This window comes from Pseudomonas vancouverensis (assembly GCF_004348895.1).
GTDB lineage: Bacteria > Pseudomonadota > Gammaproteobacteria > Pseudomonadales > Pseudomonadaceae > Aquipseudomonas > Aquipseudomonas vancouverensis.
Map to the genome: position 1 here is coordinate 75,742 of NZ_RRZK01000014.1, position 23,141 is coordinate 98,882.

Below are 23,141 nucleotides of genomic sequence, written 5' to 3' on the forward strand. Positions count from 1 at the left end.
GGCCGGGCAAAGCAATGTTTACCGCAAATCAACAATCATCAAGGGGCAGGGTTCGGCCCTCAGGCAATGTCGCTGTGGCTGAACTCTTCACCAAGGAAGTCGATCAAGGAGCGTACCGATGGCAGCAGTCCGCGACGTGATGGGAAAATTGCGTGAATGATCCCTGTTTTCGGTGCCCAACCGGGGACCAGTTCGACCAACTGACCGCTGGTGATTTCGTCGCGCACCACTACGCTGGGCAGGTGCACGATGCCGACGCCCGCAACGGCCGCGTGGCGCAGGGCGAGCAGGTCATCGGTGACCATCCTCGGCGCGTGACGGATCACCGCCGTGCGGCCATCGTCGCCGAACAATTCCCATTGGTACTCACGCTGCGCCGCGCCCCAGTGCAGGCTTGGCAGACCGCTGAGATCGGCGGGCAAGGCGGGGGTCGACAGGCGTGATAAGAACGCCGGGCTGCCAACGACGCTTTGATTGCTGTTGCCCAGCACCTTCATCACCATGTCGGTGTTTTCCAGTGGTGGAAAACGTACCCGCAAGGCAACGTCGAAACCTTCGTGTATCAAGTCGACCCGGCGGTTGGTGCTCTCGATGAACAACTCGACCAGCGGGTACTTGAGCATGTAGCGGGTCAGCATCGGTCCGACCCAGGAATTGAGCAATGCCGTGGGGCAACTGATACGCACCAGGCCCTGGGGTTCGGAGCGATTACGCTCGATCAGTTCGGCAGCGCTTTCGGCCTCCACGCGCATCGCCAGGCAGCGTTGGTAGTAAGCCTGACCGATTTCAGTCAACGAGCAATGCCGACTGGTGCGGTGCAGCAGGCGCACGCCCAGGCGTTCCTCGAGTTGGGCAATACGCCGGCTGAGCTTGGACTTGGGCATGTCCAGCGCCCGGCCCGCAGCGGCAAATCCGTGATGCTCCACCACTTGGGTGAAGTAGTAGAGGGTGTTGAGGTCTTCCACCATCGTTCTCCAGATAGAACGCTAAAACCGATTTTTGCAGTCTAGCGCAGCAAAGGTCACGGTTTTAAGCTTTGTCCATGGCTTCACTCACTTCATCAGGAGACACCATGAAAAACATCATCGGTATCTACACCAGCCCACGTGCCCATTGGGTCGGCGACGGCTTTCCGGTTCGCACGCTGTTTTCCTATGACAACCTGGGCAAACACATCAGCCCGTTCCTGCTGCTCGACCATGCCGGTCCTGCCGAATTCACCCCGACTACAGGACGACGTGGCGTGGGCCAGCACCCGCACCGTGGTTTCGAAACCGTGACCATCGTTTACGACGGCGAACTGGAGCATCGCGATTCCTCCGGTGGCGGCGGCAAGATCGGCCCCGGCGATGTGCAGTGGATGACCGCTGCTTCGGGCATCATCCATGAAGAGTTTCATTCCGAAGGCTTTGCGAAAACCGGCGGTACCCTGGAAATGGTGCAGTTGTGGGTCAACCTGCCGGCCAGGGACAAAATGGCCGATGCCGGGTACCAGACCATTCTCGACAGTGACATTCCGCGCATCGAGTTGAATGACGGCGCCGGACACCTGCGTCTGATTGCCGGTGAGTTCGACGGTCGTACAGGGCCCTCGCGGACCTTCACCCCGATTGATGTCTGGGACCTGCGCCTCAAGGCCGGCAAGTTGCTCACCCTGGATTTGCACGAAGGGCGCAACACGGCACTGGTGGTCCTGCGGGGCGCGATCCAGATCAATGGTCTGGAATCGGTGCGCCAGGGGCAATTGGCCCTGTTTGACCGCAAGGGTCAGCAGATGACACTCGAAGCGAGCGAGGACGCGGTGGTGCTACTGCTCAGCGGCGAGCCGATTGACGAGCCCATCGTTGGTCACGGTCCGTTCGTGATGAACACCGAGCAGGAAATCCACCAGGCATTCGCCGACTTCCAGTCCGGCCGTTTCGGCCGCGTGCACGGCTAACCCGCGCACTTTCATACCCCCGACACTACACAGGATGAGTAGGCCGGTTTTCAGGCCAGGGATGGCTGTTGCCCAAAAAAGAGGAAAAGCCCATGAACACCGTCAACGCAGCCAACTTCAACGGCCAGAAACCGACCATTGATGCCAACGACAGCGCCATGCTGTTGATCGATCACCAGAGCGGCCTGTTCCAGATCGTCAAGGACATGGACGTGCCACAACTGCGCGCCAATGCCATTGCCCTGGCCAAGGCCGCGACGTTGTTGAACATGCCGGTGATCACCACAGCGTCTGTGCCGCAGGGGCCGAACGGGCCGCTGATTCCGGAGATCCACGAGGTAGCGCCCCATGCGCAATACGTGGCGCGCAAAGGTGAAATCAATGCCTGGGATAACGCCGAGTTTCACGCCGCCGTCAAAGCCACCGGCAAGAAGACCCTGGTGATCGCCGGCACCCTGACCAGCGTGTGCCTGGCTTTCCCGTCCATCGCGGCCGCCCATGAAGGCTACAAAGTGTTTGCGGTGGTCGATGCTTCCGGCAACCACTCGAAACTGGCCACCGACCTGACCATTGCCCGACTGGCGCAGGCCGGTGTGGTGCCCATCGACATCATGGCGACGCTCTCGGAGCTGCAAGGTTCGTGGAATCGCCCGGACGCCGAGCAGTGGGCCGCTGTCTATGCCCAGGCCATGCCGCATTATCAATTGCTGATCGAGAGCTACCTCAAGGCGCAGCAAGTGGCGAATGAGCACGAAGCGCTGGATTCGCAGCGCTGACAGAACGCCTTCTGCGGCTTTCCTGTGGGAGTGAGCCTGCTCGCGAAGGCCGACCGACAGTCAGCGTTTCAGTGACTGTATTACCGCAATCGCGAGCAAGCTCGCTCCCACAGGATTTTTTGGGTGTTCAACCTGACGGGTTCATCCAGTCAAATCAATAGCTCCTACACTAAGGCCAATCCACGCGATCGTCGCGTCACTGGCCTGTGCTGGAGTTGCTTGATGTTGTCACTGCTCACCGAACACCCGTTGGTCTGTGCCTTCTTGCTGATATTGATCGACCTTGGCCTGTGGCGTCTGGTCGGTGATCAACACGCACCGTGGAAGCTATTGATGCGGGTGGTGATCTTTGCGCTGTTCAGCCTGCTGCTGTTCAACGAAGGCATGAACCCGATGGAGCCGGCGCCCTGGCCCGACAATGTGCCCCTGCACCTGGCAGCGACGGGGTTGCAGATCGGCTGGTGGTTGTTTGGCGCACGGATGCTCACGGTGCTGATCGGCGCGGTGATGATGCAGCGGGTCGGGCACACCGGGCGCTTGCTGCAGGATCTGCTCGGTGCGGTGATTTTCCTGATCGCGGTGATTGCCGCCCTGGCCTATGTCCTCGATCTGCCGGTCAAGGGCGTACTGGCCACCTCCGGCGCATTGGCGATCATCGTCGGCCTGGCGTTGCAAAGCACCCTCAGCGACGTGTTCTCCGGAATCGTGCTTAACACCACCAAACCCTATCAACTCGATGACTACATCTCCATCGACGGCATGGAAGGCCAGGTGATCGACATCGACTGGCGCGCCACCCGTCTGCAAACCTCCCAGGGTTGCATGGCGGTGATCCCCAACTCACTGGCGGCCAAGGCCAAGATCATCAATTTCAGCCGGCCGAACGACATGTTCGGCATTTCCATTTCCGTTGAAGTCAGCCCCCATGCACGCCCCAATACGGTGATCGACGCGCTGGAGCGCGCCATGCAAGGGTGCCGTGCACTGATGGACAAACCGTCGCCGAGTGTCGGTTTGAAGAGCGCCAGCAATACCGGTGCGATCTACGAAATCAGCGGGTTTGTCGCCTCGATGGACGAGAAGCGTTCGGTGCGCAATCAACTCTATGACCTGGCCTACCGGCATTTGCAGGCGTCCGGGGTCAACTTGCTGTCGAGTGTGGAGCCCGCACCGCTGAGCAACCTTTCCCGGCCACGGGCGTTGCTCGACAGCTCGCCGATCTTCTCTACCTTGCGCCAGGAAGAGAAAGAGACCTTCAGCCAGAACATGACCCTGCAGACCTTCCGTGCCGGGGAAACGATCCTGGAAGCGGGGGAGGTCAGCGATCATCTGTTCATCATCGAATCCGGGGTGGTCTCGGTGACGCTGACGCGCCACGGCGCGCCTTTCGAGTCCGGGCGCATGGGGCCCGGTGAGGTGATCGGCGAGGCCGGCATCCTGACCGACAGTTCAGTCCCTGCACGCTTCGCCGCCAAGACCTTCTGCGGTTTGTACCGCATTGAAAAGTCTTACCTCAAACCCTGCCTGGACGCCCGCCACGACATCAACGAGGCAATGAAAACCCTGCTCGATTACCGCCTGATGAAAGCCAGGACCCTGACCCAGGAAGTGCCGGTGACGGTGGCGAAAAAGGGCTTTTTGCAGTGGCTGCGTAAACGGGTGTGAAGGGCCACTGCGCGGATCACTCCCCTGGGTGGCAAAGCCGTCTTACAGGGGAATGCGATCAACTGTGGGAGCGAGCCTGCTCGCGATGGCGGCAGTGAATACGACTCAGACCCGCGGTTCCACCGACAGCCAGTATCGCGTCAGGTAGCTGATGTTCAGCGGCAGGCTGTCGCTGAGCAGGCGCAAGCTGGCGTCGGTATCTTTCAGGGAAAACGCCCCCGACACGCGCAAGTCCGCCACGTCGGGATGGCAGCGCAGGACGCCGGGACGGTAGCGGCTCAACTCGGCGAGCAGTTCGTCCAGGCGCATGTTGTTGGCCAGCAGCATGCCCTGGTCCCAGTTCAGCGCCGAAACATCGAAACGTTCCGGCCTGTCATAACTGTTCAACTTGAAGCGCTGGCGTTCGCCAGCATTGAGCACGGTGCCTTGCTGCAGCAACTGCGGCATGACCACCACCTGGCCTTCAAGCACGGATACCAGGCTGCGCGAACCCTCCGTGCGTACACAGAACCGGGCCCCCAATGTTCGGGTGGTGCCTTGCGGCGTTTCGACGACGAAGGGGCGTGCACCAGAATCCGTGGCGGTTTTGATCAGGGCTTCGCCATTGATCAACAGCACCCGTCGTTCACTCGGGTTGAAGGCGATGTTCGCTGCACTGTCGGTGTTGAGCAGCAACTGGCTGCCGTCGGGCAATTGCAGCTGTTTCTGTTCGCCCACGGCGGTGCGCTGGTCGGCGCTCCATTGCTGCCACGGCAGGTGTTGCGAAGCGATGCCCAGCGGGCCGGCCAGCAGCAGCAAACCGAGGCGGGTAAGGGTTTGTCGACGGCTGAGACCCTCGCGACGGGAAGCCCGTTGCAGCGTCTGGATCGCCACATTGGCCGGTACGCTGCGAAACTCGCCGAGCAAGGATTCCGCGCGCTGCCAGGCCTGGGCATGCTCGGCGCTGCGGCTACGCCATTGCTCGATGGCCTGGCGGTCGGATGCAGTGGCCGTCCCTGAATGCAGTTGTACCAGCCAGTCGGCGGCCTCGCCGAGGATTTGCGGGTTGATCATCATCGGGCTGCTCATCAGGCGACACTCAGGCAGGCAAGGAACGCCGCGCGCATATAGCGTTTGACGGTAATCAGCGAGACATTCAGGCGCCTGGCGATCTGGTCGTAGGTCAGGCCTTCGATCTGCGACAGCAAAAATGCCTCGCGGGTCGCGCTGGGCAGCTCGCGCAGCAAGGCTTCGATGCGCCACAGGGTTTCGAGGATCAACACGCGGGTTTCCGGCGAAGGCACTTCAGCCTCCGGCAAATGGGCGATGGTCTCCAGGTAGGCGCGTTCCAGGTCCTGCCGACGCCAGCGGTCGATCACCAGGCCCTTGGCGATGTGCGTCAGCAGCGCGCGAGGTTCGCTGCCCAGCGGCCGCGCGACCTGGCGGGTGAGCAGGCGCACGAAGGTATCCTGGGCCAGGTCGGCGGCATCGCAACGATTGCCCAGCTTGCGCTGCAACCAGTTCTGCAGCCAGCCGTGGTGGTCGCTGTAAAGGGTATGGATCTGTTGATTCAGGGGCTGTTCGGCGGATGACATGGCAGGTCGATACTCGATTCGGGCATCCTGGCCTGAGTGCAATTAAGAATTGATCGCATTCTAGGGGTGCAGGCTAACTGATGGCAATTCTCAAATAGCACTTTCTTTCAAACAGGCACCCGCAGTGGCCTACTCGACTTCTGAAAGATTGGCTATTTGTTCCGGCGAGCCTCAGGACTAACTTAGCCACACACCCACTTGCCCTGGAGCACACCATGCAACCTCGTATCGATTTCTACACCGCTTCCCCTGATGCCCTGAAAGCGATGATCGCCCTGGAAACCGCGGTGTCGAAGCTACCGCTGGAAAAGAACCTGATCGAACTGGTCAAGCTGCGCACCTCGCAAATCAACGGCTGCGCCTTCTGCCTGGACATGCACAGCGCCGATGCGCGCAAGGGTGGCGAATCCGAGCGTCGCCTGGCTACGCTGTCAGCCTGGCGCGAAACGCCGTTCTTCACCGAACGTGAACGCGCCGCCCTGGCCTGGACCGAATCGGTGACCCTGATCAGCCAGACCCATGCATCGGACGCAGACTACGAATTGGCCACCTCGCAATTCGACGCCAAGGAAATGGTCGACCTGACCGTCGCCATCACCACCATCAATGCCTGGAACCGCCTGGCCATCGGCTTTCGCAAAATGCCTCAAGCCTGAGGTCCAGACGCCTCAGTGAGCATCGGGACTCGGCGCGGCCGGTGGTTGCACCTTGCGCCTCAAGTGGCGCCACCGTGACGCGGACCGGTCCTCGAATCAGGAAAAACTGTTACTTTCAAAAAGAATGTTAAATTCTTGAGCCTCTCGGTAATAGCTGAACACTTGAATTTATAACGATGATTCCGTGTGAGTAAACTGTCATATATGACAGTTGTGGGCTATGCAGTTGCAGACTTATTGTTTCTCATGTGTCGGACTACCCTGGCATATGAGAGATATTTCTGGAGGTAAGTCATGTCGGGACGTAACTCTAAAAGCTCAGAGGAACAGGTAAAGGCGCACGGTTGGTGTAGGAGATACACTGATCCTGTGACTCCCAATCGAATGAGCATGACGCAACGCAACGGTTTGCTGGTATTTGAAGGGTATGAAGATGCTTCACAAACTTCACCAAGAAAACTCGTAAGTTTCGATCTTGCTGGAGATATTCAGAGCGGCACATACCATGAATGGGCCCCTCGTTTTTCAATCTATGTTTATGAATCGCCGGTCATTCATATTCGTGGAGTTGATGGGTTTATAAAGTTGGAGATCAATTATGCGGCGCAGGAGTTTAATTGCAGGTTAGAGTATAGAGTCAGAGCCCCGGATCAAACTATCTTCGACGTTGCCATGCAAGTGGAATTGGTCGGTTTCAATCAAATGATCATTCCTTCCAGTTCATCGATGTAAACGGCGGTATTAGCCATTTCGATGGGCCGACGTGATTGGCTCATGACCCTGCGCCCCGCGTGTAACTGCGCCGCCGATGCGAGGCATGATTCAGTGCAAAAAGCCATCAATGCGCATCGGGACTCGGCGCTGCCGGTGGTTGCACCTTGCGCATCAAGGGCACCATCGCCGTGGCGATGACGAAGCACACGCCGATCATCAAAAATGCGTCGCCGTAGGTTTGTGTCTGGGCTTCGCGGTAAGTCAGCAGCCATAGTTGATGCAGGCTGGCGGTGACCCCGACGTCGCCGCTCTGACCGAGGGCAGCGAAGTTGTTGCCGACCTGGGACAGCCATTGGTTGAGGGCCTCGTTGGTGCTGTTGAGGTTCTCCGCCAGGCGGGTGAAGTGCAGGTTCGTGCGGTCATTGAGAATGGTCGCACAAACCGCAATACCAATAGCGCCACCCAGGTTGCGCATCAGGTTGAATAACCCCGAAGCATGTTTCAACCGCGCCGGTGCCAGGCCGCCGAGGGTCAAGGTCACCGCCGGTGGCACCGCCAGTTGCTGGGCAATCCCGCGCAGGGCTTGTGGCAGCAATAACTCTTTGGCCCCCCAGTCATGGGTGATCGGGCTGAAATCCCACATCGACAAGGCGAACAGGCCCAGGCCGGTCATCATGATCCAGCGCAGGTCGACCCGGTTGGCCAGAAAGGCATACACCGGAATCGCCATGATCTGGAACACCCCGGTGGAGAAAACCGCCAGGCCGATGTCCAGCGCCCCGTAGCCACGCACCCGGCCGAGAAACAACGGCGTCAGGTAGATCGTGGCGAACAGGCCGATCCCGGTGACGAACGAGAAGAAGCAACCCAAGGCAAAGTTGCGGTCCTTCAAGGCACGCAGGTCGACGATCGGGTTGGCCACGTGCAGGGTCCGGCCGATAAAGGCCAGGCCGGCCAGGCCGCTGATCCAGGCCGTGGTCAGGATGGTGCTGTCGCTGAACCAGTTCCAGCGCGGGCCTTCTTCGAGGGTGTATTCCAGACAGCCGAGAAACAGCGCCAGAAACACCATGCTCAGGTAATCGGCTCCTTTGAGCAGCGACAGTTCCGGCTGGTCGATCCGGACCAGCATCGGCACGGCCACGGCGACGAAAATGCCGGGGACCAGGTTGATGTAGAACAGCCAGTGCCAGGACGAAACATCGGTGATCCAGCCGCCGATCACCGGTCCCAGGGTCGGTGCCAGCGACGCCACGGCGCCGATGGTGGCGGCGGCAATCACCCGTTGTTTGCCACTGAAGAAAACAAACGCGGTGGTAAACACCATAGGGATCATCGAGCCACCGAGAAAGCCTTGCAGGGCGCGGAAGGCAATCATGCTCTGGATGTTCCAGGCCACGCCGCACAACAGGCTGGTCAGGGTGAAGCCCACGGCTGAGGCACAAAACAGCCAGCGGGTGGAGAACACCCGCGACAACCAGCCGGACAACGGAATCACGATGATTTCGGCGATCAGGTAGCTGGTCTGCACCCAGGCGGTTTCGTCGGTGCCGGCGGACAGCCCGCCGCCAATGTCGCGCAAGGAGGCCGAGACGATCTGAATATCCAGCAGCGCAATGAACATGCCGATGCACATGCTGGCGAAGGCGAAGACTTTGGTCGCCGTGGCCATGCTCGCGGCATCGAAGGGTTGCGCCGGGGCGGCGAGGGCGCGGCTCATGGTGCGCTCGCAACGGCTGGTGCTTCAGGCTCCTTGCGCGTGTCGACTTCAGCGGTCACCGACAGGCCGGGACGCAAGTGGCCCAGTACGCTGTCAGCCGGGTCGAGGTGAATCCGCACCGGTACCCGTTGCACGATCTTGGTAAAGTTGCCGGTGGCGTTTTCCGGTGGCAGCACACTGAACTGCGCGCCGCTGGCCGGTGCCAGGCTGTCGAGGTGACCGTGAAATGCCTGACCCGAGAGCACGTCGGCATGGATGATCACGCGCTGGCCCGGGGTCATGCGCGCCAACTGGTCTTCCTTGAAATTGGCATCGACCCACAACCCACTCGAGGGCACCACCGAGAGCAATTGCGAACCTGCCTGGGCGTAAGCGCCGACCCGCGCCCGACGGTTGCCGATGACACCGTCGACGGGAGCCTTGAGTTCGGTGTAGCTGACATTGAGCTGCGCCAGGTCACGCTCGGCTTTCGCTTGAATCAACGCCGCGCGAGCTTGCTGCTTCTGGGTGGCGATCACGTTCAACTGACGTTGCGCGGCCAGCAGTTCAGCCTGGGCACGGTTGCTCTGCGCCTGGGCGGTCTTGAACGTGGCGTTGGCCCGTTGCGCGCTTTCGACCGAGACGGCGTTGGTGCTCACCAATTTCTGGTAGCGGCTGTCGTCGTCACGCGAGCGCGCGGTTTCGGCGCCGGCGGCATCGATTCCGGCACGGGCCTGACCGATGACGGCCTGTTGCAGTTGTTCGGTGGCATCGAGGTTGGCCAGCAAGGCTTCTTCGGCGGCGACGGCGCCTTCAGCCTTGGCCAGTTGGGCACGGTAATCCCGGGAGTCGAGACGAACCAGCACGTCGCCTGCCTTGACCGGCTGGTTATCGCTGACCAGCACTTCTTCGATGTAGCCAGCGACTTTCGGCCCGATGACGGTGACGTCGGCACCGATGTAGGCGTCGTCGGTTTCCTCGATGAAACGTCCGGCTGTCCACCAATGCGCGCCATACACACCGGCCAATACCAGCGCCGCGATCCCAGCGGTCGGCAGCAGCAGGCGTTTGAGCAGGGCCGGCTTGGCGGGTTTCACCGGGGTGGCCAGGTCGGGTTCAACGGTGGGCATGCTGGTCATGGATGGGTACCTGTCGAGGGCGGTGTTTAATTATGATGCCTATAATATGACGTACGTAATATTTTGTGGCAAATGCTTTTTGCAGCCGCTCGTCAGGTGATAAGTCAGAAGGGAATTGAAGTTTCAATGCGTGGTGGAGAACCTGTGGGAGCGAGCTTGCTCGCGATAGCTGAGTGTCATTCGATGCCTTATCGTCAGACCCACCGCTATCGCGAGCAAGCTCGCTCCCACATGGTTTTTTCGATGATCTATTGGCTGGCCAGTTTGGCGCCAGCCACCGCCAACCCATCTTTGCCTTCCCGGCTGCTCACGCCCACCAGCCACGCCTGCAACACCTCCGGATGGGCCTTCAACCACGCCCTGGCCGCCGCCCTTGGTTTCTGGTTCTGATTAAGCACCGCGTCCATCAACTGGTTTTCCATCGCCAGGCTGAACTCCATGTTCTGCAGCAGCTTGCCGACGTTGCTGCATTCGCTGAGGTAGCCCTTGCGCACGTTGGTGTAGACCGTAGCCTGGCCATAGTTGGGGCCGAAGAAGTCATCGCCGCCGCTGAGGTACTTCATGTTGTTGCGGGTGTTCATCGGGTGCGGTTCCCAGCCGAGGAACACCATCCATTCGTTCTTGCGCGTGGCGCGTTTGAGTTGCGAGAGCATCGCCGCTTCGCTGGACTCCACCACCTTGAAATCCTTCAGGCCGAAGGCGTTCTTGTCGATCATGCTCTGGATCAGGCGATTGCCGTCGTTGCCCGGTTCGATACCGTAGATCTGGCCGTTGAGTTGCTCCTTGAATTTGGCGATGTCGGCAAAGTCATGAAGCCCGGCGTTGTATACGTAGTCGGGCACCGCCAGGGTGTACTTGGCGCCTTGCAGGTTGGCGCGCACGGTTTCCACGGTGCCGGCGTCGCGGTAGGGCTTGATGTCATTCTCGGTGGTGGGCATCCAGTTGCCGAGGAACACGTCCAGCTCCTTGCCCGACGACAGTGCGCGGTAGGTCACCGGGATCGACAGCAAGGTGGTTTTGGTCTTGTAGCCCAGGGATTCCAGCACCTCGCTGGCCATGGCAGTGGTGACACTGATGTCGGTCCAGCCGACATCGGAGAAGTGCACCGTGGCGCAGGATTCCGGCTCGGCGGCGAGGGCTGGTAACGACAGGCATAAACAGGCGAACAAGGGCGATGCAAGCAACGGCAAGGTTTTCATGGATCAACTCCTCGAAGGTAACGGTCGGCAGCGGGTGAAGCAGTCTTCTTATTGTTGGAGGTGCGCGCGCTGAACCCTGCGGGTGGGTCGAGTCGTGGCACTCACTATGGTCGCGAGTGCCAACGGGCCCTTGATCAAACACGGCATAACCATGCCGCTTTCACGCAAGCCAAACCCCGCCGGAAAACGGCAAACCCTGTCGTTTCCCGTCAAGTCCGGTCAGGGCGCGTCTTTACACTGGCAGACAAACGATCAACATCCGGGGCACACGGAATGAACCAATCTGTCGAGCAATTGCGTATTCGCCTGGCCTGCGCTTTTCGTTGGGCGGCGCGGCTGAACCTGCATGAGTCCATTGCCAATCACTTCAGCGTGGCGGTGTCGGGGGACGGTCGGGAGTTTTTGATCAACCCTTACGGCAAGCATTTCTCGCAGATCAGGGCCGGCGACTTGCTGTTGGTCAATGCCGATGATCCTGCCAGCCTCGATCGACCGGACGCACCGGACATCACTGCCTGGGCGCTGCACAGTGCGTTGCATCGCAACCAGCCGCACGCACGCTGCATCCTGCACACCCATTCGAAATACGCCACGGCGCTGGCCTGCCTGGCCGATTCGCGGCTGCCGCCGATCGAGCAGAACTGCATGCGTTTTTTCGAGCGTGTGGTGATCGATGAAGGCTTCGATGGCATGGGCCTGGGCGACGAGGCCGAGCGTGTCAGCCGCCTGCTGGGGAACAAACCGATTCTGTTGATGGGCAATCACGGTGTGCTGGTGGCGGCGCCGACGATCGCCCAGGCGTTCGACGACCTCTACTACTTCGAACGTGCGTGCGAGACCTACATCACCGCGCTTTCAACCGGACGTGAACTGCGCATTGCCAGCGATGAGATCGCGCGCAAGACCTGCCGGCAGTGGCTTGAATATCCAGGATTTGCCGACAAGCATTTCAATGCCTTGATGGGCATCCTGGATGAGGAAGAACCGGAATACCGGCAGATGAATCCACTGGCAACGGCATACACCGCGAACCTGTAGAAGCCGGATCACTCCGCCTCGACCGGGCGGTGTTCCTTGCGCAACGGCTGGCGCATCACCGGCGCCGTCCAGACCTGACTGCGGTCTTCACTGGGCGGGCAGCCGAAGCGGGCGCGGTAAGTGCGGGAGAAATGTTCCAGCGAACCGAACCCCGAACAGGCCGCCACCTGCGCCACGCTCAGGCGCGTCTGTTGCAGCAGGCTGTGGGCCTTGGCCAGGCGCAAGGTGATGTAGTACTTGAGCGGCGACAGGCCGGTCTGGTGCTTGAATTGCCGTTCCAGTTGCCGCCGTGACAGGCCGACCTGGGCGGCAATCGCTTCACAGTCCAAGGGTTCTTCCAGGGCCTGCTCCATCAAGGCGATGGCGCGGCGGATCTTGTTGCCGTACAGCCCGGTGTTGGTCAGGCTGCCATCGAGTTGATTATCGGCGGGGGCGCGTACCTGGCCCATCAACAGGTGCATGCCGATTTCCCGCGCCAGTTCGCTGTCGACACTCTGGCCGATCCAGCCGAGCAACATGTCCAGCGTCGTGGTCGCCCCGGCGCAGGTCATGCGCTGGCGTTCCAGGGTGTAGAGCTGCGGCTTGGCGTGGACCCGCGGATAACTTTCCTGAAAGCCCTGAAGGTTGTCCCAGTGCACCGCGGCTTCGTAACCATCGAGCACACCGGCTGCGGCCAGCAGTTCGGTACCGGTTTCCACGCCCATCAACACCGCGCCGAACAGTGCCTGCTTGCGCAACCAGCTCTTGAGCGCGAGGTTGCGGCTGTGCTTGTGCACGTCAAAACTGGCGAGCACCACGCACACATCGAAGCCCTGATCGCTTTTCAAACCGTCATTGGCAACGGTGCTCAGGCCATTGCTGGCCTGCACCGGTTGACCGTCCAGCGACAACAGTGACCATTCGAACAACGGGCGTTGGGTCAGCCAGTTGGCAATCGCCAGCGGTTCGAGCACCGCCGCCAGGCCGAAATTGGAAAACGACGGCAGCATCAGTACTGCCACCCGCAGCGGCGCGACCTCGCCGCGTCGCCAGGTGAAACGTGCATCGGTGCTAGTGGATGGCTGATGACTCATGGGGGATCTCTATCGTTGCTGGGTCTGCCATTGCGGGTGAGTCCACACCGGTACATCGGCGGCCGGTAGCGGCGCCAGACCGCGAATCATGTCACTGGCCTTTTCCGCGATCATCACCGTCGGTGCGTTGGTGTTGCCACTGACGATCATCGGCATGATCGAGGCGTCCACTACGCGCAATCCATCGAGGCCATGCACCCTGAGTTGCGCGTCGACCACCGCCTCTGCATCCGTGGCCAGGCCCATTTTGCAGGTGCCGCTGGCATGGTAGCCGGTTTCCGTGACCTGTCGCGCCCAGGCGTCCAGCGCTTCATCGCTTTGCGCTTGCGGGCCGGGCACCAGCTCTTCGCCACGGAACGCCGCCATGGCCGGTTGCGCAATGATCTCGCGGACCAGACGTGCACCGGCACGCATGGTGGCTCGATCCTCCTCGGTTTTCAGGTAATTGAACAGGATGCGCGGCGGCTGCCTGGGGTCGGTGCTGTTGAGCGTGACACTGCCCAGGCTGGTGGGACGCATCAGGTCGATGTGGATCTGGAATGCGTGTCCCGGCACCAGATCGACGGTGCCGGGTTTGACCGCCAGCGGCATGAAGGTCAGTTGCAAATCGGGAAACTCGACCCCTGCTCGGGAACGGATGAACGCCCCGGCTTCGAAGTGATTGCTCGCCGCCAAACCGTCGTGGGTGGCGAACCAGCGCGCACCGATCCACCACTTGCCGGGCGCGGTGGTCCATGGATAGAGCGAAACCGGGCGTTTGCACAGGTACTGCACCACGGTATCTGGATGATCGTTGAGGCGCCGGCCGACGCCCGGCAGATCGTGCTTCACTTCGATGCCCAGGTCGCGCAGTTCCGCCGCCGGGCCGATGCCGGACAGCAACAGCAGTTGCGGCGAATTGATCGCCCCGGCGGTCAGCAGCACTTCACGGTAGGCGAAGGCCTGGTGGGTCTCGCCACTGTGTTCGTATTCGATGCCAATCGCGCGCTGGCCATCGAACAGAATGCGCAGGGCGAGGGCGTCGGTGTGCACCTGCACGTTGCCCCGCGCCAATGCTTCGCGCAGATAGCCCCGGGAAGTGCTCCAGCGGCGTCCGGCGCGTGTAGTGCGGTCCACCGGGCCAAAGGCTTCCTGACGATAGCCGTTCAAATCATCACTCAAGCCGTAACCGGCCTCGGCCCCGGCGGCCAGAAATGCGGCGCATAGCGGTGTCTGCGTATCACCGGGGGTAACGTGCAGATGCCCGTTCGCACCACGGTAATCGTCGGCGCCATCGGCATGGGTTTGTGCGCGGCGAAAGTACGGCAACACCGCTTGATAACTCCAGCCATCGCAGCCGGCTTCGGCCCAGCCGTCGTAGTCACGGGCATGGCCGCGGATGTAGACCATGCCGTTGATTGACGACGAACCTCCCAGGGTACGGCCCCGTGGCGTGCCGATGCGGCGTCCGTCGAGACAGGGTTCCGGCTCGGAGTTGTAGCTCCAGTTGTAACGGGTGCCGCCGACCACCAGGCCCACGGCGGACGGCATGTCGATGGTCCAGCTCTGGTCCGCCGGGCCGGCTTCCAGCAGCAGAATCCGCACCGACGGGTCTTCGCTCAAGCGATTGGCCAACACACAGCCCGCGGACCCGGCGCCGACGATCAGGTAATCAAACGCATGGTTGGTCATGGTTTGGGGTGCTCCATCCATTAAGGGGCATCACACAAAAAACCTGTAGGAGCGAGCCTGCTCGCGAAGCGGTGGATCAGGTGACATCCATGCTGCCTGACAGTCCATCGCGAGCGTACTCGCTCCTACAGGGACGTGTGTCTTTTCAGGTCGCGGAATTACCGTGAATCCCGTCAAACACCAACCGATGGAAGTGATGCACCAGATGCTCGCTTTCATTGCTGCGCTGGGCGTCGATCATGTAGCGACCCTGGTCATAACCCAGCGAATGCAGACCCTTCTGCACCGAGATGTTCAGCGCAATGTCCTCCGGTCCCAGGTCCTCATTCATCCACTTCATGCAGGCCTTGCTGACTTCGGCGGTCTGCGGGTTGCTCGAGTAGTAACCGAAGCGCAGCAGCGAGCGCTCGGCGTCCAGCGGAATCATGATGAACGAGCCGAGGAACTCCGAGAACGGGAAGGTATAGAAGGTGTTGTTCGGCCACATGCCGATGTTGAAGAAGCATTCTTCAGGGTTGAGATCCTTGCGCAGTGGCACGCCGTAGGCCTCTGTCACGGTCAGGTTGGCCGGGGCGATGTAGGTCCACCAGTTGTCGCGTTTGCTCAACTGGTAACCCTTGAAATCGATGAGTCTGGCCAGGTCGATGTGGCACGGCCCGGACAATTTGAAGTGATAGCCCTCGATGGAGTTGTCCATGATCACCTTCCAGTTGGCGGGCACTATCACGTCCTGTTCCTCGATCAGGCGCATGTCGGCCAGGTCCGGAAACACCCGGCGCATCTCTTCGTCGGCGCCGGGGAACAGGTCGCGCAGTGACGGCGCCTTCGGGTCGAGGTTGAAGTAAATGAAGCCGCCCATTTCTTCGGTGCGGATCTGCGGGATGTTGAACTGCTGCAGCTCGAAGTTCTTCATCTTTTCGCAACGGGGGGCACTGCGCAGGCTGCCGTCCATTTCGTAGCACCAGGAGTGGTAGGCGCAGCGCACCACGCCTCCGGTGGTTCCGCGGCGTTCCTCCAACAGGCGATTGCCGCGATGCTGGCAGACGTTGTGGAAGGCATGGATCTGTCCCTGCCGGTTTTTTGCCACCACCACACTCTGGTCGAACAGATCCGTCACCACGTACTGGCCCGGCTCGGCGAACTCGCTGACATGCCCGGCGACGTGCCAGGCGTGCATGAAGATGTTGTCGCGTTCGGCCTTGAACAGGGTTTCGTCGTAGAAGTAGCGCGAGGGCAGGGTGAAGGCTTCTTCCGGGTCCTGGTGATCCCAGCCTTCGATCGGGCTCTGCTGTTTGCGGTTCAGGAAACTGTTCATGGGTGATCTCCTCGGTGACTGGCCGTGTGGTTCGGCTTCGTGTTCTGGGAGCTAATCTAGGGGGCGGGGAGGGGGTGGGATTGATTTATTGCGACCAGTTGGTGGGGAAAAACATCAAGCTCGATTTGGTTTTTTTTATGGGGGCATATCCGTTTTTTCGGTAAAGGCTACTTAGGGTTCCGCCCTTACGGCGGGTTACTTGGAAGAGCGCCAAGTAACCAAGCGCTCTATCCCCTGACGTACGGTGCCTCGCCTAGGCTCGGCATGCCCTCCTTCCGACGGGGCACGGCAGAGCAAGAGCGAGGCGGCCTGACAGCCGGCCTGATTGTTGGCTGGTCCGCGATCCGACTGTGGGAGCGAGCTTGCTCGCGAAAAACGCCAGGACACCCGAGGTATCCAGACATCCGCATCATCGTTGACATCCATCGTCGGAACGCCGCCCGGAGCAGGCTGGCTCCCACATTTGATCTGGATACATCAGTGAGAAATTGGCTGGCTGTGAGGCCGTCATCGTCGGAACGCCGCCCGCAGCAAGCCGGCTCCGACAGAGAAACGCGTACGATCAATAACCAGGCCGGCCGGTAGGCCGCCTCGGACGCTGTTGAGGTACTCGCCCCATCGAGAGGCCGAGTGGAGGTTCTGCGTAGTGGGCAAACCGGCATGGATGCCGGTTTAGCCGCCCCCGGCCATGGATGGCCGATGGCGGCGGGCCCACGGAGCAGGACCGGAAGGAGGGCATGCCGAGCCTAGGCGAGGCACCGAACGAAAGGGGCAAAGCGCTTTGGTTACTTTCGCGCTTTTCGAAAGTGACCCGCCGTAAGGGCGGAACCCTAAGTAGCCGTTACCGCAGCAATGGATATACACGCGATAACGGCATCACAGCAGCTCAATCAAACCCGCTCAAAAATCGTCGCAATCCCCTGACCACCACCAATGCACATGGTCACCAGCGCATAACGCCCACCGGTACGGTGCAATTCATGAATGGCCTTGGTCGCAATGATCGCGCCGGTAGCACCCACCGGATGCCCCAGGGAAATACCCGAACCGTTCGGGTTGACCTTGGCCGGGTCGAGGTCCAGTTCCTGGCTGACGGCGCAGGCCTGGGCGGCGAAGGCGATGTTGGCTTCGATCACGTCCAGGTCGGACACACTCAGACCGGCACGCTTGAGCGCCAGGCGGGTGGCCGGGATCGGGCCCAGGCCCATCAGTTCCGGCTCGACGCCGGCGTGGGCGTAGCTGACCAGACGGGCCAGCGGCTTCAGGTTGTTGACCTGCACTGCGGTACCGGTGGCCATCACCAGCGCAGCGGCGCCGTCGTTCAGACCCGAGGCGTTACCGGCGGTCACCGAACCGTCCTTCTTGAACGCCGGCTTCATGGCGGCCAGTTGTTCCAGGGACGTCGCGCGTGGGTGCTCGTCGACGTTGAACAGCTTGGTGCCCTTGCGATCCTGGATCTCCACGGTCGCGATCTGCTCGCTGAAGTAACCGTTGGCGATGGCGTGGGCCGCGCGCTTCTGGTCTTCCAGCGCCAGGGCGTCCTGCATTTCGCGGGTGATGCCGTTGCGTGCGGCAACGTTCTCGGCGGTGATGCCCATGTGGATGCCATGGAAGGGGTCATGCAGGATGCCCAGCATGTAGTCGATGGCCTGCACGTTGCCCATGCGCGAACCCCAACGGGCCGATGGCAGCAGGTACGGGCCTCGACTCATGGATTCGGCACCGGCACCGACGACGATGTCGGCGTCACCCAGCAGCAGGGTCTGGGCGGCGTTGATGATCGCCTGCAAGCCCGAACCGCACAGGCGGTTGACGTTGTAGGCCGGGGTTTCCTTCGGGATACCGGCGTTCATCGCGGCGACGCGAGAGATGTAGGCGTCACGGGTTTCGGTCGGGATCACGTTACCCATCACCAAGTGGCCGACGAGCGCCGGGTCCACGGCTGCGCGTTCCAGGGCGGCTTTGACGGCGGTGGTCGCGAGATCGGCCAGGGGCACGTCCTTGAGCGCGCCACCGAAGGTGCCGATGGCAGTACGGGCGGCGCTGACGACGTAGATGTCAGGAGTGTTCATGGCTGGTTTCCTTTCGATGGATGCTTGTCGGTATTGCGATTGAGCAAGGCGTTCAAGGCGGTTTTCGCCTCTTCGGTGTTCAGGCGCTGGATGAACAGCGTGTTTTCTTCACGCAGGGTGGCTTCCAGCTCAGGCAGCGTCGCCTGTTTCAGCAGTTGCCGGGACTGGCGCAGGGCTTGTTGCGGCAGGGCCAGCAAACGTCGGGCGATTTTCTCGGCGGCGGCCAGGCATTGTTCGCCGTCATCGAAGGCTTCGTTGGCGATGCCCCAGTTCACCGCGTCATTGCCGTCCAGGCCATCGCCCAGCAACAGCAGGCGTGCCGCACGGGCATGGCCCAGACGACGTGGCAACAACAGGCTGGCGCCGAATTCCGGGCACAGGCCGATGTTGACGAACGGCATGCGCAGCTTGGCATTGCGTGTGACCAATACTTGATCGCAATGCAGCAGCACTGTGGTGCCAATGCCGATGGCCGCACCGCACACCGCGGCGATCAACGGCTTTTGCAGGTGGATGACGACTTTCATCAGCCGGAAGGCCGGGGCGTCCAGATGAGTGGGCGGATGCTGGAGGAAATCCACCAGGTCGTTGCCGCTGGTGAAGCAGCTCGGGCCGCCGGTGAGGATGATCACCCCGGCCTGCTCGTCTTCATCGGCGGCCAGCAACAGGTCGGCCAGGCGCGTGTACATCGCATTGTTCAGCGCGTTGAGCTTGTCGGGACGGTCGATGGTCAGCGTCAGCACGCCATCCTTGAGTTGTTGTTTGATCAGGTCGGTCATCACAGGCCCTGCCTATTCGGTTCAGGTGGTCACTTTAAGCGCCGGACAAACCTTGGACCATGGCAAAACGGGTCAACCACGCTGCTGTTTTTTGCCATTGCACTGTGCTGAAAACGACACACACCCATTCGGGGTATGGCTGCGTTGGGTGAATCCGCCAATAGTAGGGGCATCCGCTCATCCAGAGCCGAACTCGCTATAAGGTGCATTTGCTATGGGCAAGACGCTGCTTAAGGTGATTTCCAGTCTGTTTGTTGTACCCCTGACATTGAATGCCTACGCCGCTCAAGTGGACGACAGCAACACGCTGCGGCTGTACAACTGGGCGGATTACATCGGCGAGAAAACCATCGCCGATTTCGAAAAGGCCACCGGCATCAAGGTGGTCTACGACACCTTCGATTCCTACGAAACGGTGCAGGCCAAGTTGCTCACCGGTCACTCCGGTTATGACCTGATCGTCCTGAACGCATCCCTCGCGCCGCCGCTGATCAAGGCCAAGGTGTTCCAGCCGCTGGACAAGAAACAGCTGCCGGGCTGGACCAACCTTGACCCGAAAATCCTCGAAGACCTGCAAGGCTATGACCCCGGCACCCAGTATTCGGCGCCCTACACCTGGGGCAGCAACGGCGTGACCTACAACGTCGACAAGATCAAGGAGCGCATGCCGGACGCGCCGATCGGTTCGCTGGCGATGATTTTCGATCCGAAGATCGTCTCCAAATTCGCCGACTGCGGGGTGACCTTGCTCGATGCGCCGACCGAAGTCATCCCCATGGCCCTGACGTACCTGGGGCGCGACCCACGCAGCGCTGCACCGGCGGACCTGAAAGCCGCGCAAGACCTGCTGCTGTCGGTACGGCCGTACATCCGCAAGTTCGACTCGGTCAATTACCTGACCAGCCTGCCCAATGGCGACGTGTGCATGGCCATGACCTGGTCCGGCGATTACGCCACCGCCATGGCCCGTGCGAACGAAGCCAAGAAGCAGATCAACCTGGCGTACTTCATTCCCAAGGAAGGTTCGCTGATCTGGTTCGACAACATGTACATCCCGGCCGATGCGACCCACGTCGCCAATGCCCACAAGTTTCTCGACTACCTGATGCAGCCGCAGGTGATGGCCGACGTAAGTGACTTCATCAACTACGCCAACAGCAACGCGGCGGCCACGCCTTTGTTGACCGCCGAAGTGCGCGACAACCCGGCGATCTACCCCGACGCACAAACCCGCGAACGCCTGTTCCCGCAGAAAACCCAGGACGCCAAGGACATGCGCGCCATCACCCGGGTCTGGAGCACGGTAAAAAGCGGCATCTGACACTGACGCACCCCCGACGTCCATTGATCGTTAGTTCATTCGGTTAGAGGTTTATTTATGGCGACTCCAACACGCACCGCATTTTCGCCAGCGGACGAAACCAGACTGGTCAAGGCCGACAAGGCCCACCACATGCACGGCTACCACATGTTCGACGAGCACGCCGAACAGGGCTCGCTGAACATAGTCGCCGGCGACGGCGCCTACATCTACGACACCCATGGCAACCGCTTTCTCGACGCCGTGGGCGGCATGTGGTGCACCAACATTGGCCTCGGTCGCGAGGAAATGGCCGAGGCCATCGCCGATCAGGTACGGCAGCTTGCGTATTCGAATCCGTTTTCCGACATGTCCAACAACGTGGCCATCGAGTTGTGCGAGAAACTCGCCAGCCTGGCGCCGGGCGACCTGGATCATGTGTTCCTCACCACTGGCGGTTCCACGGCCGTCGACACCGCCTACCGCTTGATCCAGTTCTACCAGAACTGCCGTGGCAAATCGCACAAGAAACACATCATTGCGCGGTTCAACGCCTATCACGGCTCGACCACGCTGACCATGTCGATCGGCAACAAGGCCGCCGACCGGGTGCCGGAGTTCGACTACGCCAACCCGTTGATCCACCACGTCTCCAACCCGAATCCGTACCGCGCGCCGAACGGTATGAATGAGGCGCAGTTCCTTGAATTCCTGGTCAAGGAATTCGAAGACAAGATCCTGGAGATCGGCGCCGACAACGTCGCCGGGTTTTTCGCCGAGCCGATCATGGGCTCGGGTGGGGTGATCATTCCGCCGCAGGGTTATCTCAAGCGCATGTGGCAGGTGTGCCAGCGCTACGACATCCTGTTCGTCGCCGACGAAGTGGTGACCTCGTTCGGACGCCTGGGCAAGTTCTTCGCCTCCTACGACGTGTTTGATGTGCAGCCGGACATCATCACCACCGCCAAAGGCCTGACTTCGGCTTACCTGCCGCTGGGCGCGTGCATCTTTTCCGAGCGCATCTGGAAAGTCATCGCCGAGCCGGGCAAGGGTCGCTGCTTCACCCACGGTTTCACCTACAGCGGGCACCCGGTGTGCTGCACCGCGGCGCTGAAGAACATCGAGATCATCGAGCGGGAACACCTGCTGGCCCACGTCGATACCGTCGGCGCCTATCTGGAAGAACGCCTGGCAACCCTGCGCGACTTGCCGCTGGTGGGCGACGTGCGCTGCCAGAAACTCATGGCCTGCGTGGAGTTCGTCGCCGATAAACGCAGCAAGGCGTTGTTCCCGGACGAGGTCAACATTGGCGAGAAAATTCACGTGCGCGCCCAGGCTCGGGGCTTGCTGGTGCGGCCGATCATGCACCTGAACGTGATGTCGCCGCCGTTGATCCTGACGCTGGCCCAGGTCGATGAAATCGTCGAAACCCTGCGCGAATGCATCATTGAAGTCGCCGCCGAGCTGCAAGCCAGCGGCCAGTATGGCGGCCAATGAATTTGCCATTCAGGCTTTTACCAGGGGCCGCTGCACCCGCTAGACTGCGGGGCATGAGCAAACCAGACGACAACACACTGATCGCAATGCCCTTCGGGGCATTGCACCAATGGCATGGGGGAATGCGCGAGGCATTCGCCCATATCGACGAGCCTGACGCCTTGCAATACCTGGCCTCGGCCCTGGCGCAACTGGTGTCGGTGGAGTCGATGATGATCAGCCTGGAGCGCAAGGATCGCGCCCCGCAGTTGCTGCATCAACTGGGCATTGCCGAGGCGTATCAGGTCTCGCTGCTGGAGCGCTATTTTTCCGGGGGCTATTTGCTCGATCCGTTCTGCCTGGCGGTGGAGCAGGGCCTGGCCCAGGGCTTTTATCACCTGGAAGAAATCGCCCCGGACAGCTTCTTCGACAGTGACTACTACAAGGCCTATTACCTGAACGCCGGTTGCTCGGAAGACAGTTATTACATCGTCGATACCGGCAACGACACGAAGATTTCCGTGAGCCTGTTTCAAGGTTACGGCGGCGAATGCCTGAGCCTGGATCAGCTCAATCTGCTGCGCGCCGTGGAGCCGCTGGTGCGGGAATTCATCAGTGAATTCAGCCAGCGTGGCTTGCTGCGTCGGCACGAGATCGAGTGTGATAAGGATCAGGGGTTACGCGATGATCTCAAGCATCGAGTACAAGCGGCGTTCGAGCATTTCGGCAGCGACCTGCTGACCGAGCGCGAGCGGGAAGTGGCGCACATGGTCCTGCGCGGGCATTCGGTGAAATCCACGGCCAGCGAGATGGGCATCTCCCCGGAAACCGTGCGCATGCACCGCAAGAATCTGTATCTGAAGCTGGAAGTGGGTTCGCAGTCGGAGTTGTTTGCGCTGTTTATCGAGTGGTTGCGCAGGCACTGATCTTTCTGACTCACTCATAACCCTGTAGGAGCGAGCATGCTCGCGAAGAACGTCTCGACGACGCGTGCTGTCAGGCAGTCCGCGTAATCGTTGACCTCCATCGCGAGCATGCTCGCTCCTACAGGTGAGGGTT

At 60.8% G+C, this 23,141-nt stretch carries 20 protein-coding genes; 9 read left to right on the plus strand and 11 right to left on the minus strand.

Annotated features, from left to right (window positions below; genetic code table 11):
• Positions 1-59: 59 nt before the first annotated feature.
• A complete protein-coding gene (locus EIY72_RS12870; protein ID WP_093216893.1) occupies positions 60-968 on the minus strand; it encodes a LysR family transcriptional regulator in 909 nt (302 codons plus the stop codon).
• A gap of 104 nt (positions 969-1,072) precedes the next feature.
• On the opposite strand from EIY72_RS12870, the gene EIY72_RS12875 reads away from it, so the two are divergent.
• The 3 genes from EIY72_RS12875 to EIY72_RS12885 all read left to right on the plus strand — a co-directional run bounded on the left by EIY72_RS12875 (position 1,073) and on the right by EIY72_RS12885 (position 4,380).
• Positions 1,073-1,939: a pirin family protein gene (locus EIY72_RS12875; protein ID WP_093216898.1), complete on the plus strand. Its 867-nt coding sequence runs from the start codon at positions 1,073-1,075 to the stop codon at positions 1,937-1,939.
• 92 nt (positions 1,940-2,031) lie between these two features.
• Positions 2,032-2,715, plus strand: coding sequence for an isochorismatase family protein (locus EIY72_RS12880; protein ID WP_093216903.1), 684 nt, complete (start codon positions 2,032-2,034; stop codon positions 2,713-2,715).
• 222 nt (positions 2,716-2,937) lie between these two features.
• A complete protein-coding gene (locus EIY72_RS12885; RefSeq protein WP_093216908.1) occupies positions 2,938-4,380 on the plus strand; it encodes a mechanosensitive ion channel family protein in 1,443 nt (480 codons plus the stop codon).
• A gap of 105 nt (positions 4,381-4,485) precedes the next feature.
• Here EIY72_RS12885 and EIY72_RS12890 read toward each other — a convergent pair whose 3' ends face one another.
• Together EIY72_RS12890 and EIY72_RS12895 are read right to left on the minus strand one after the other, a co-directional pair.
• Positions 4,486-5,448 carry a FecR domain-containing protein gene (locus tag EIY72_RS12890; RefSeq protein WP_231985530.1) on the minus strand — a complete coding sequence of 321 codons (963 nt, stop codon included), beginning with the start codon at positions 5,446-5,448 and terminating at the stop codon, positions 4,486-4,488.
• The gene (locus EIY72_RS12895) at positions 5,448-5,954 is read right to left on the minus strand and encodes a sigma-70 family RNA polymerase sigma factor (protein WP_093216912.1); all 507 of its coding nucleotides are present in this window, start codon (positions 5,952-5,954) and stop codon (positions 5,448-5,450) included. The genes EIY72_RS12890 and EIY72_RS12895 overlap by 1 nt, the downstream gene beginning before the upstream one ends.
• 215 nt (positions 5,955-6,169) lie before the next feature.
• Between EIY72_RS12895 and EIY72_RS12900 the strand changes: the two genes are divergently transcribed.
• Together EIY72_RS12900 and EIY72_RS12905 are read left to right on the plus strand one after the other, a co-directional pair.
• Positions 6,170-6,610 carry a carboxymuconolactone decarboxylase family protein gene (locus tag EIY72_RS12900; protein WP_093216917.1) on the plus strand — a complete coding sequence of 147 codons (441 nt, stop codon included), beginning with the start codon at positions 6,170-6,172 and terminating at the stop codon, positions 6,608-6,610.
• Between the two features lie 294 nt (positions 6,611-6,904).
• Positions 6,905-7,342, plus strand: a complete 438-nt coding sequence (locus EIY72_RS12905; protein ID WP_132680138.1) for a hypothetical protein — start codon at positions 6,905-6,907, stop codon at positions 7,340-7,342.
• Positions 7,343-7,448: 106 nt separating this feature from the next.
• On the opposite strand, the gene EIY72_RS12910 is transcribed toward EIY72_RS12905, so the two are convergent.
• The 3 genes from EIY72_RS12910 to EIY72_RS12920 form a co-directional block, all read right to left on the minus strand.
• Positions 7,449-9,041, minus strand: coding sequence for a DHA2 family efflux MFS transporter permease subunit (locus EIY72_RS12910; RefSeq protein ID WP_093216926.1), 1,593 nt, complete (start codon positions 9,039-9,041; stop codon positions 7,449-7,451).
• Complete coding sequence (locus EIY72_RS12915) at positions 9,038-10,159, minus strand: HlyD family secretion protein (protein ID WP_093216931.1); 1,122 nt, start codon at positions 10,157-10,159, stop codon at positions 9,038-9,040. Before EIY72_RS12915 ends, EIY72_RS12910 begins: the two co-directional genes overlap by 4 nt.
• Positions 10,160-10,407: 248 nt before the next feature.
• The gene (locus EIY72_RS12920; protein WP_093216934.1) at positions 10,408-11,358 is read right to left on the minus strand and encodes a choline ABC transporter substrate-binding protein; all 951 of its coding nucleotides are present in this window, start codon (positions 11,356-11,358) and stop codon (positions 10,408-10,410) included.
• 273 nt (positions 11,359-11,631) lie between these two features.
• On the opposite strand from EIY72_RS12920, the gene EIY72_RS12925 reads away from it, so the two are divergent.
• Complete coding sequence (locus tag EIY72_RS12925; RefSeq protein ID WP_093216939.1) at positions 11,632-12,396, plus strand: class II aldolase and adducin N-terminal domain-containing protein; 765 nt, start codon at positions 11,632-11,634, stop codon at positions 12,394-12,396.
• An 8-nt stretch (positions 12,397-12,404) separates the two neighbouring features.
• Here the strand turns inward: EIY72_RS12925 and EIY72_RS12930 are convergent, their stop codons facing one another.
• The 5 genes from EIY72_RS12930 to EIY72_RS12950 form a co-directional block, all read right to left on the minus strand.
• The gene (locus EIY72_RS12930; protein ID WP_093216943.1) at positions 12,405-13,469 is read right to left on the minus strand and encodes a GlxA family transcriptional regulator; all 1,065 of its coding nucleotides are present in this window, start codon (positions 13,467-13,469) and stop codon (positions 12,405-12,407) included.
• 9 nt (positions 13,470-13,478) lie between these two features.
• On the minus strand, positions 13,479-15,140 hold the full coding sequence (locus tag EIY72_RS12935; protein ID WP_093216948.1) for a choline dehydrogenase: 1,662 nt from the start codon (positions 15,138-15,140) through the stop codon (positions 13,479-13,481).
• A 145-nt stretch (positions 15,141-15,285) separates the two neighbouring features.
• Positions 15,286-16,455 carry an aromatic ring-hydroxylating oxygenase subunit alpha gene (locus EIY72_RS12940; RefSeq protein WP_093216952.1) on the minus strand — a complete coding sequence of 390 codons (1,170 nt, stop codon included), beginning with the start codon at positions 16,453-16,455 and terminating at the stop codon, positions 15,286-15,288.
• 890 nt (positions 16,456-17,345) lie between these two features.
• Positions 17,346-18,527, minus strand: a complete 1,182-nt coding sequence (locus tag EIY72_RS12945; RefSeq protein ID WP_093216961.1) for an acetyl-CoA C-acyltransferase family protein — start codon at positions 18,525-18,527, stop codon at positions 17,346-17,348.
• Positions 18,524-19,306, minus strand: coding sequence for an enoyl-CoA hydratase-related protein (locus EIY72_RS12950; protein ID WP_093216966.1), 783 nt, complete (start codon positions 19,304-19,306; stop codon positions 18,524-18,526). Before EIY72_RS12950 ends, EIY72_RS12945 begins: the two co-directional genes overlap by 4 nt.
• 214 nt (positions 19,307-19,520) lie before the next feature.
• On the opposite strand from EIY72_RS12950, the gene EIY72_RS12955 reads away from it, so the two are divergent.
• The 3 genes from EIY72_RS12955 to EIY72_RS12965 are packed head-to-tail and all read left to right on the plus strand — an operon-like array spanning position 19,521 to position 23,008.
• Positions 19,521-20,627: a polyamine ABC transporter substrate-binding protein gene (locus EIY72_RS12955; protein ID WP_093216971.1), complete on the plus strand. Its 1,107-nt coding sequence runs from the start codon at positions 19,521-19,523 to the stop codon at positions 20,625-20,627.
• A 57-nt stretch (positions 20,628-20,684) separates the two neighbouring features.
• Positions 20,685-22,103: an aminotransferase gene (locus tag EIY72_RS12960; RefSeq protein WP_093216976.1), complete on the plus strand. Its 1,419-nt coding sequence runs from the start codon at positions 20,685-20,687 to the stop codon at positions 22,101-22,103.
• The gene (locus EIY72_RS12965; protein WP_093216981.1) at positions 22,100-23,008 is read left to right on the plus strand and encodes a helix-turn-helix domain-containing protein; all 909 of its coding nucleotides are present in this window, start codon (positions 22,100-22,102) and stop codon (positions 23,006-23,008) included. Before EIY72_RS12960 ends, EIY72_RS12965 begins: the two co-directional genes overlap by 4 nt.
• Positions 23,009-23,141 lie beyond the last annotated feature (133 nt).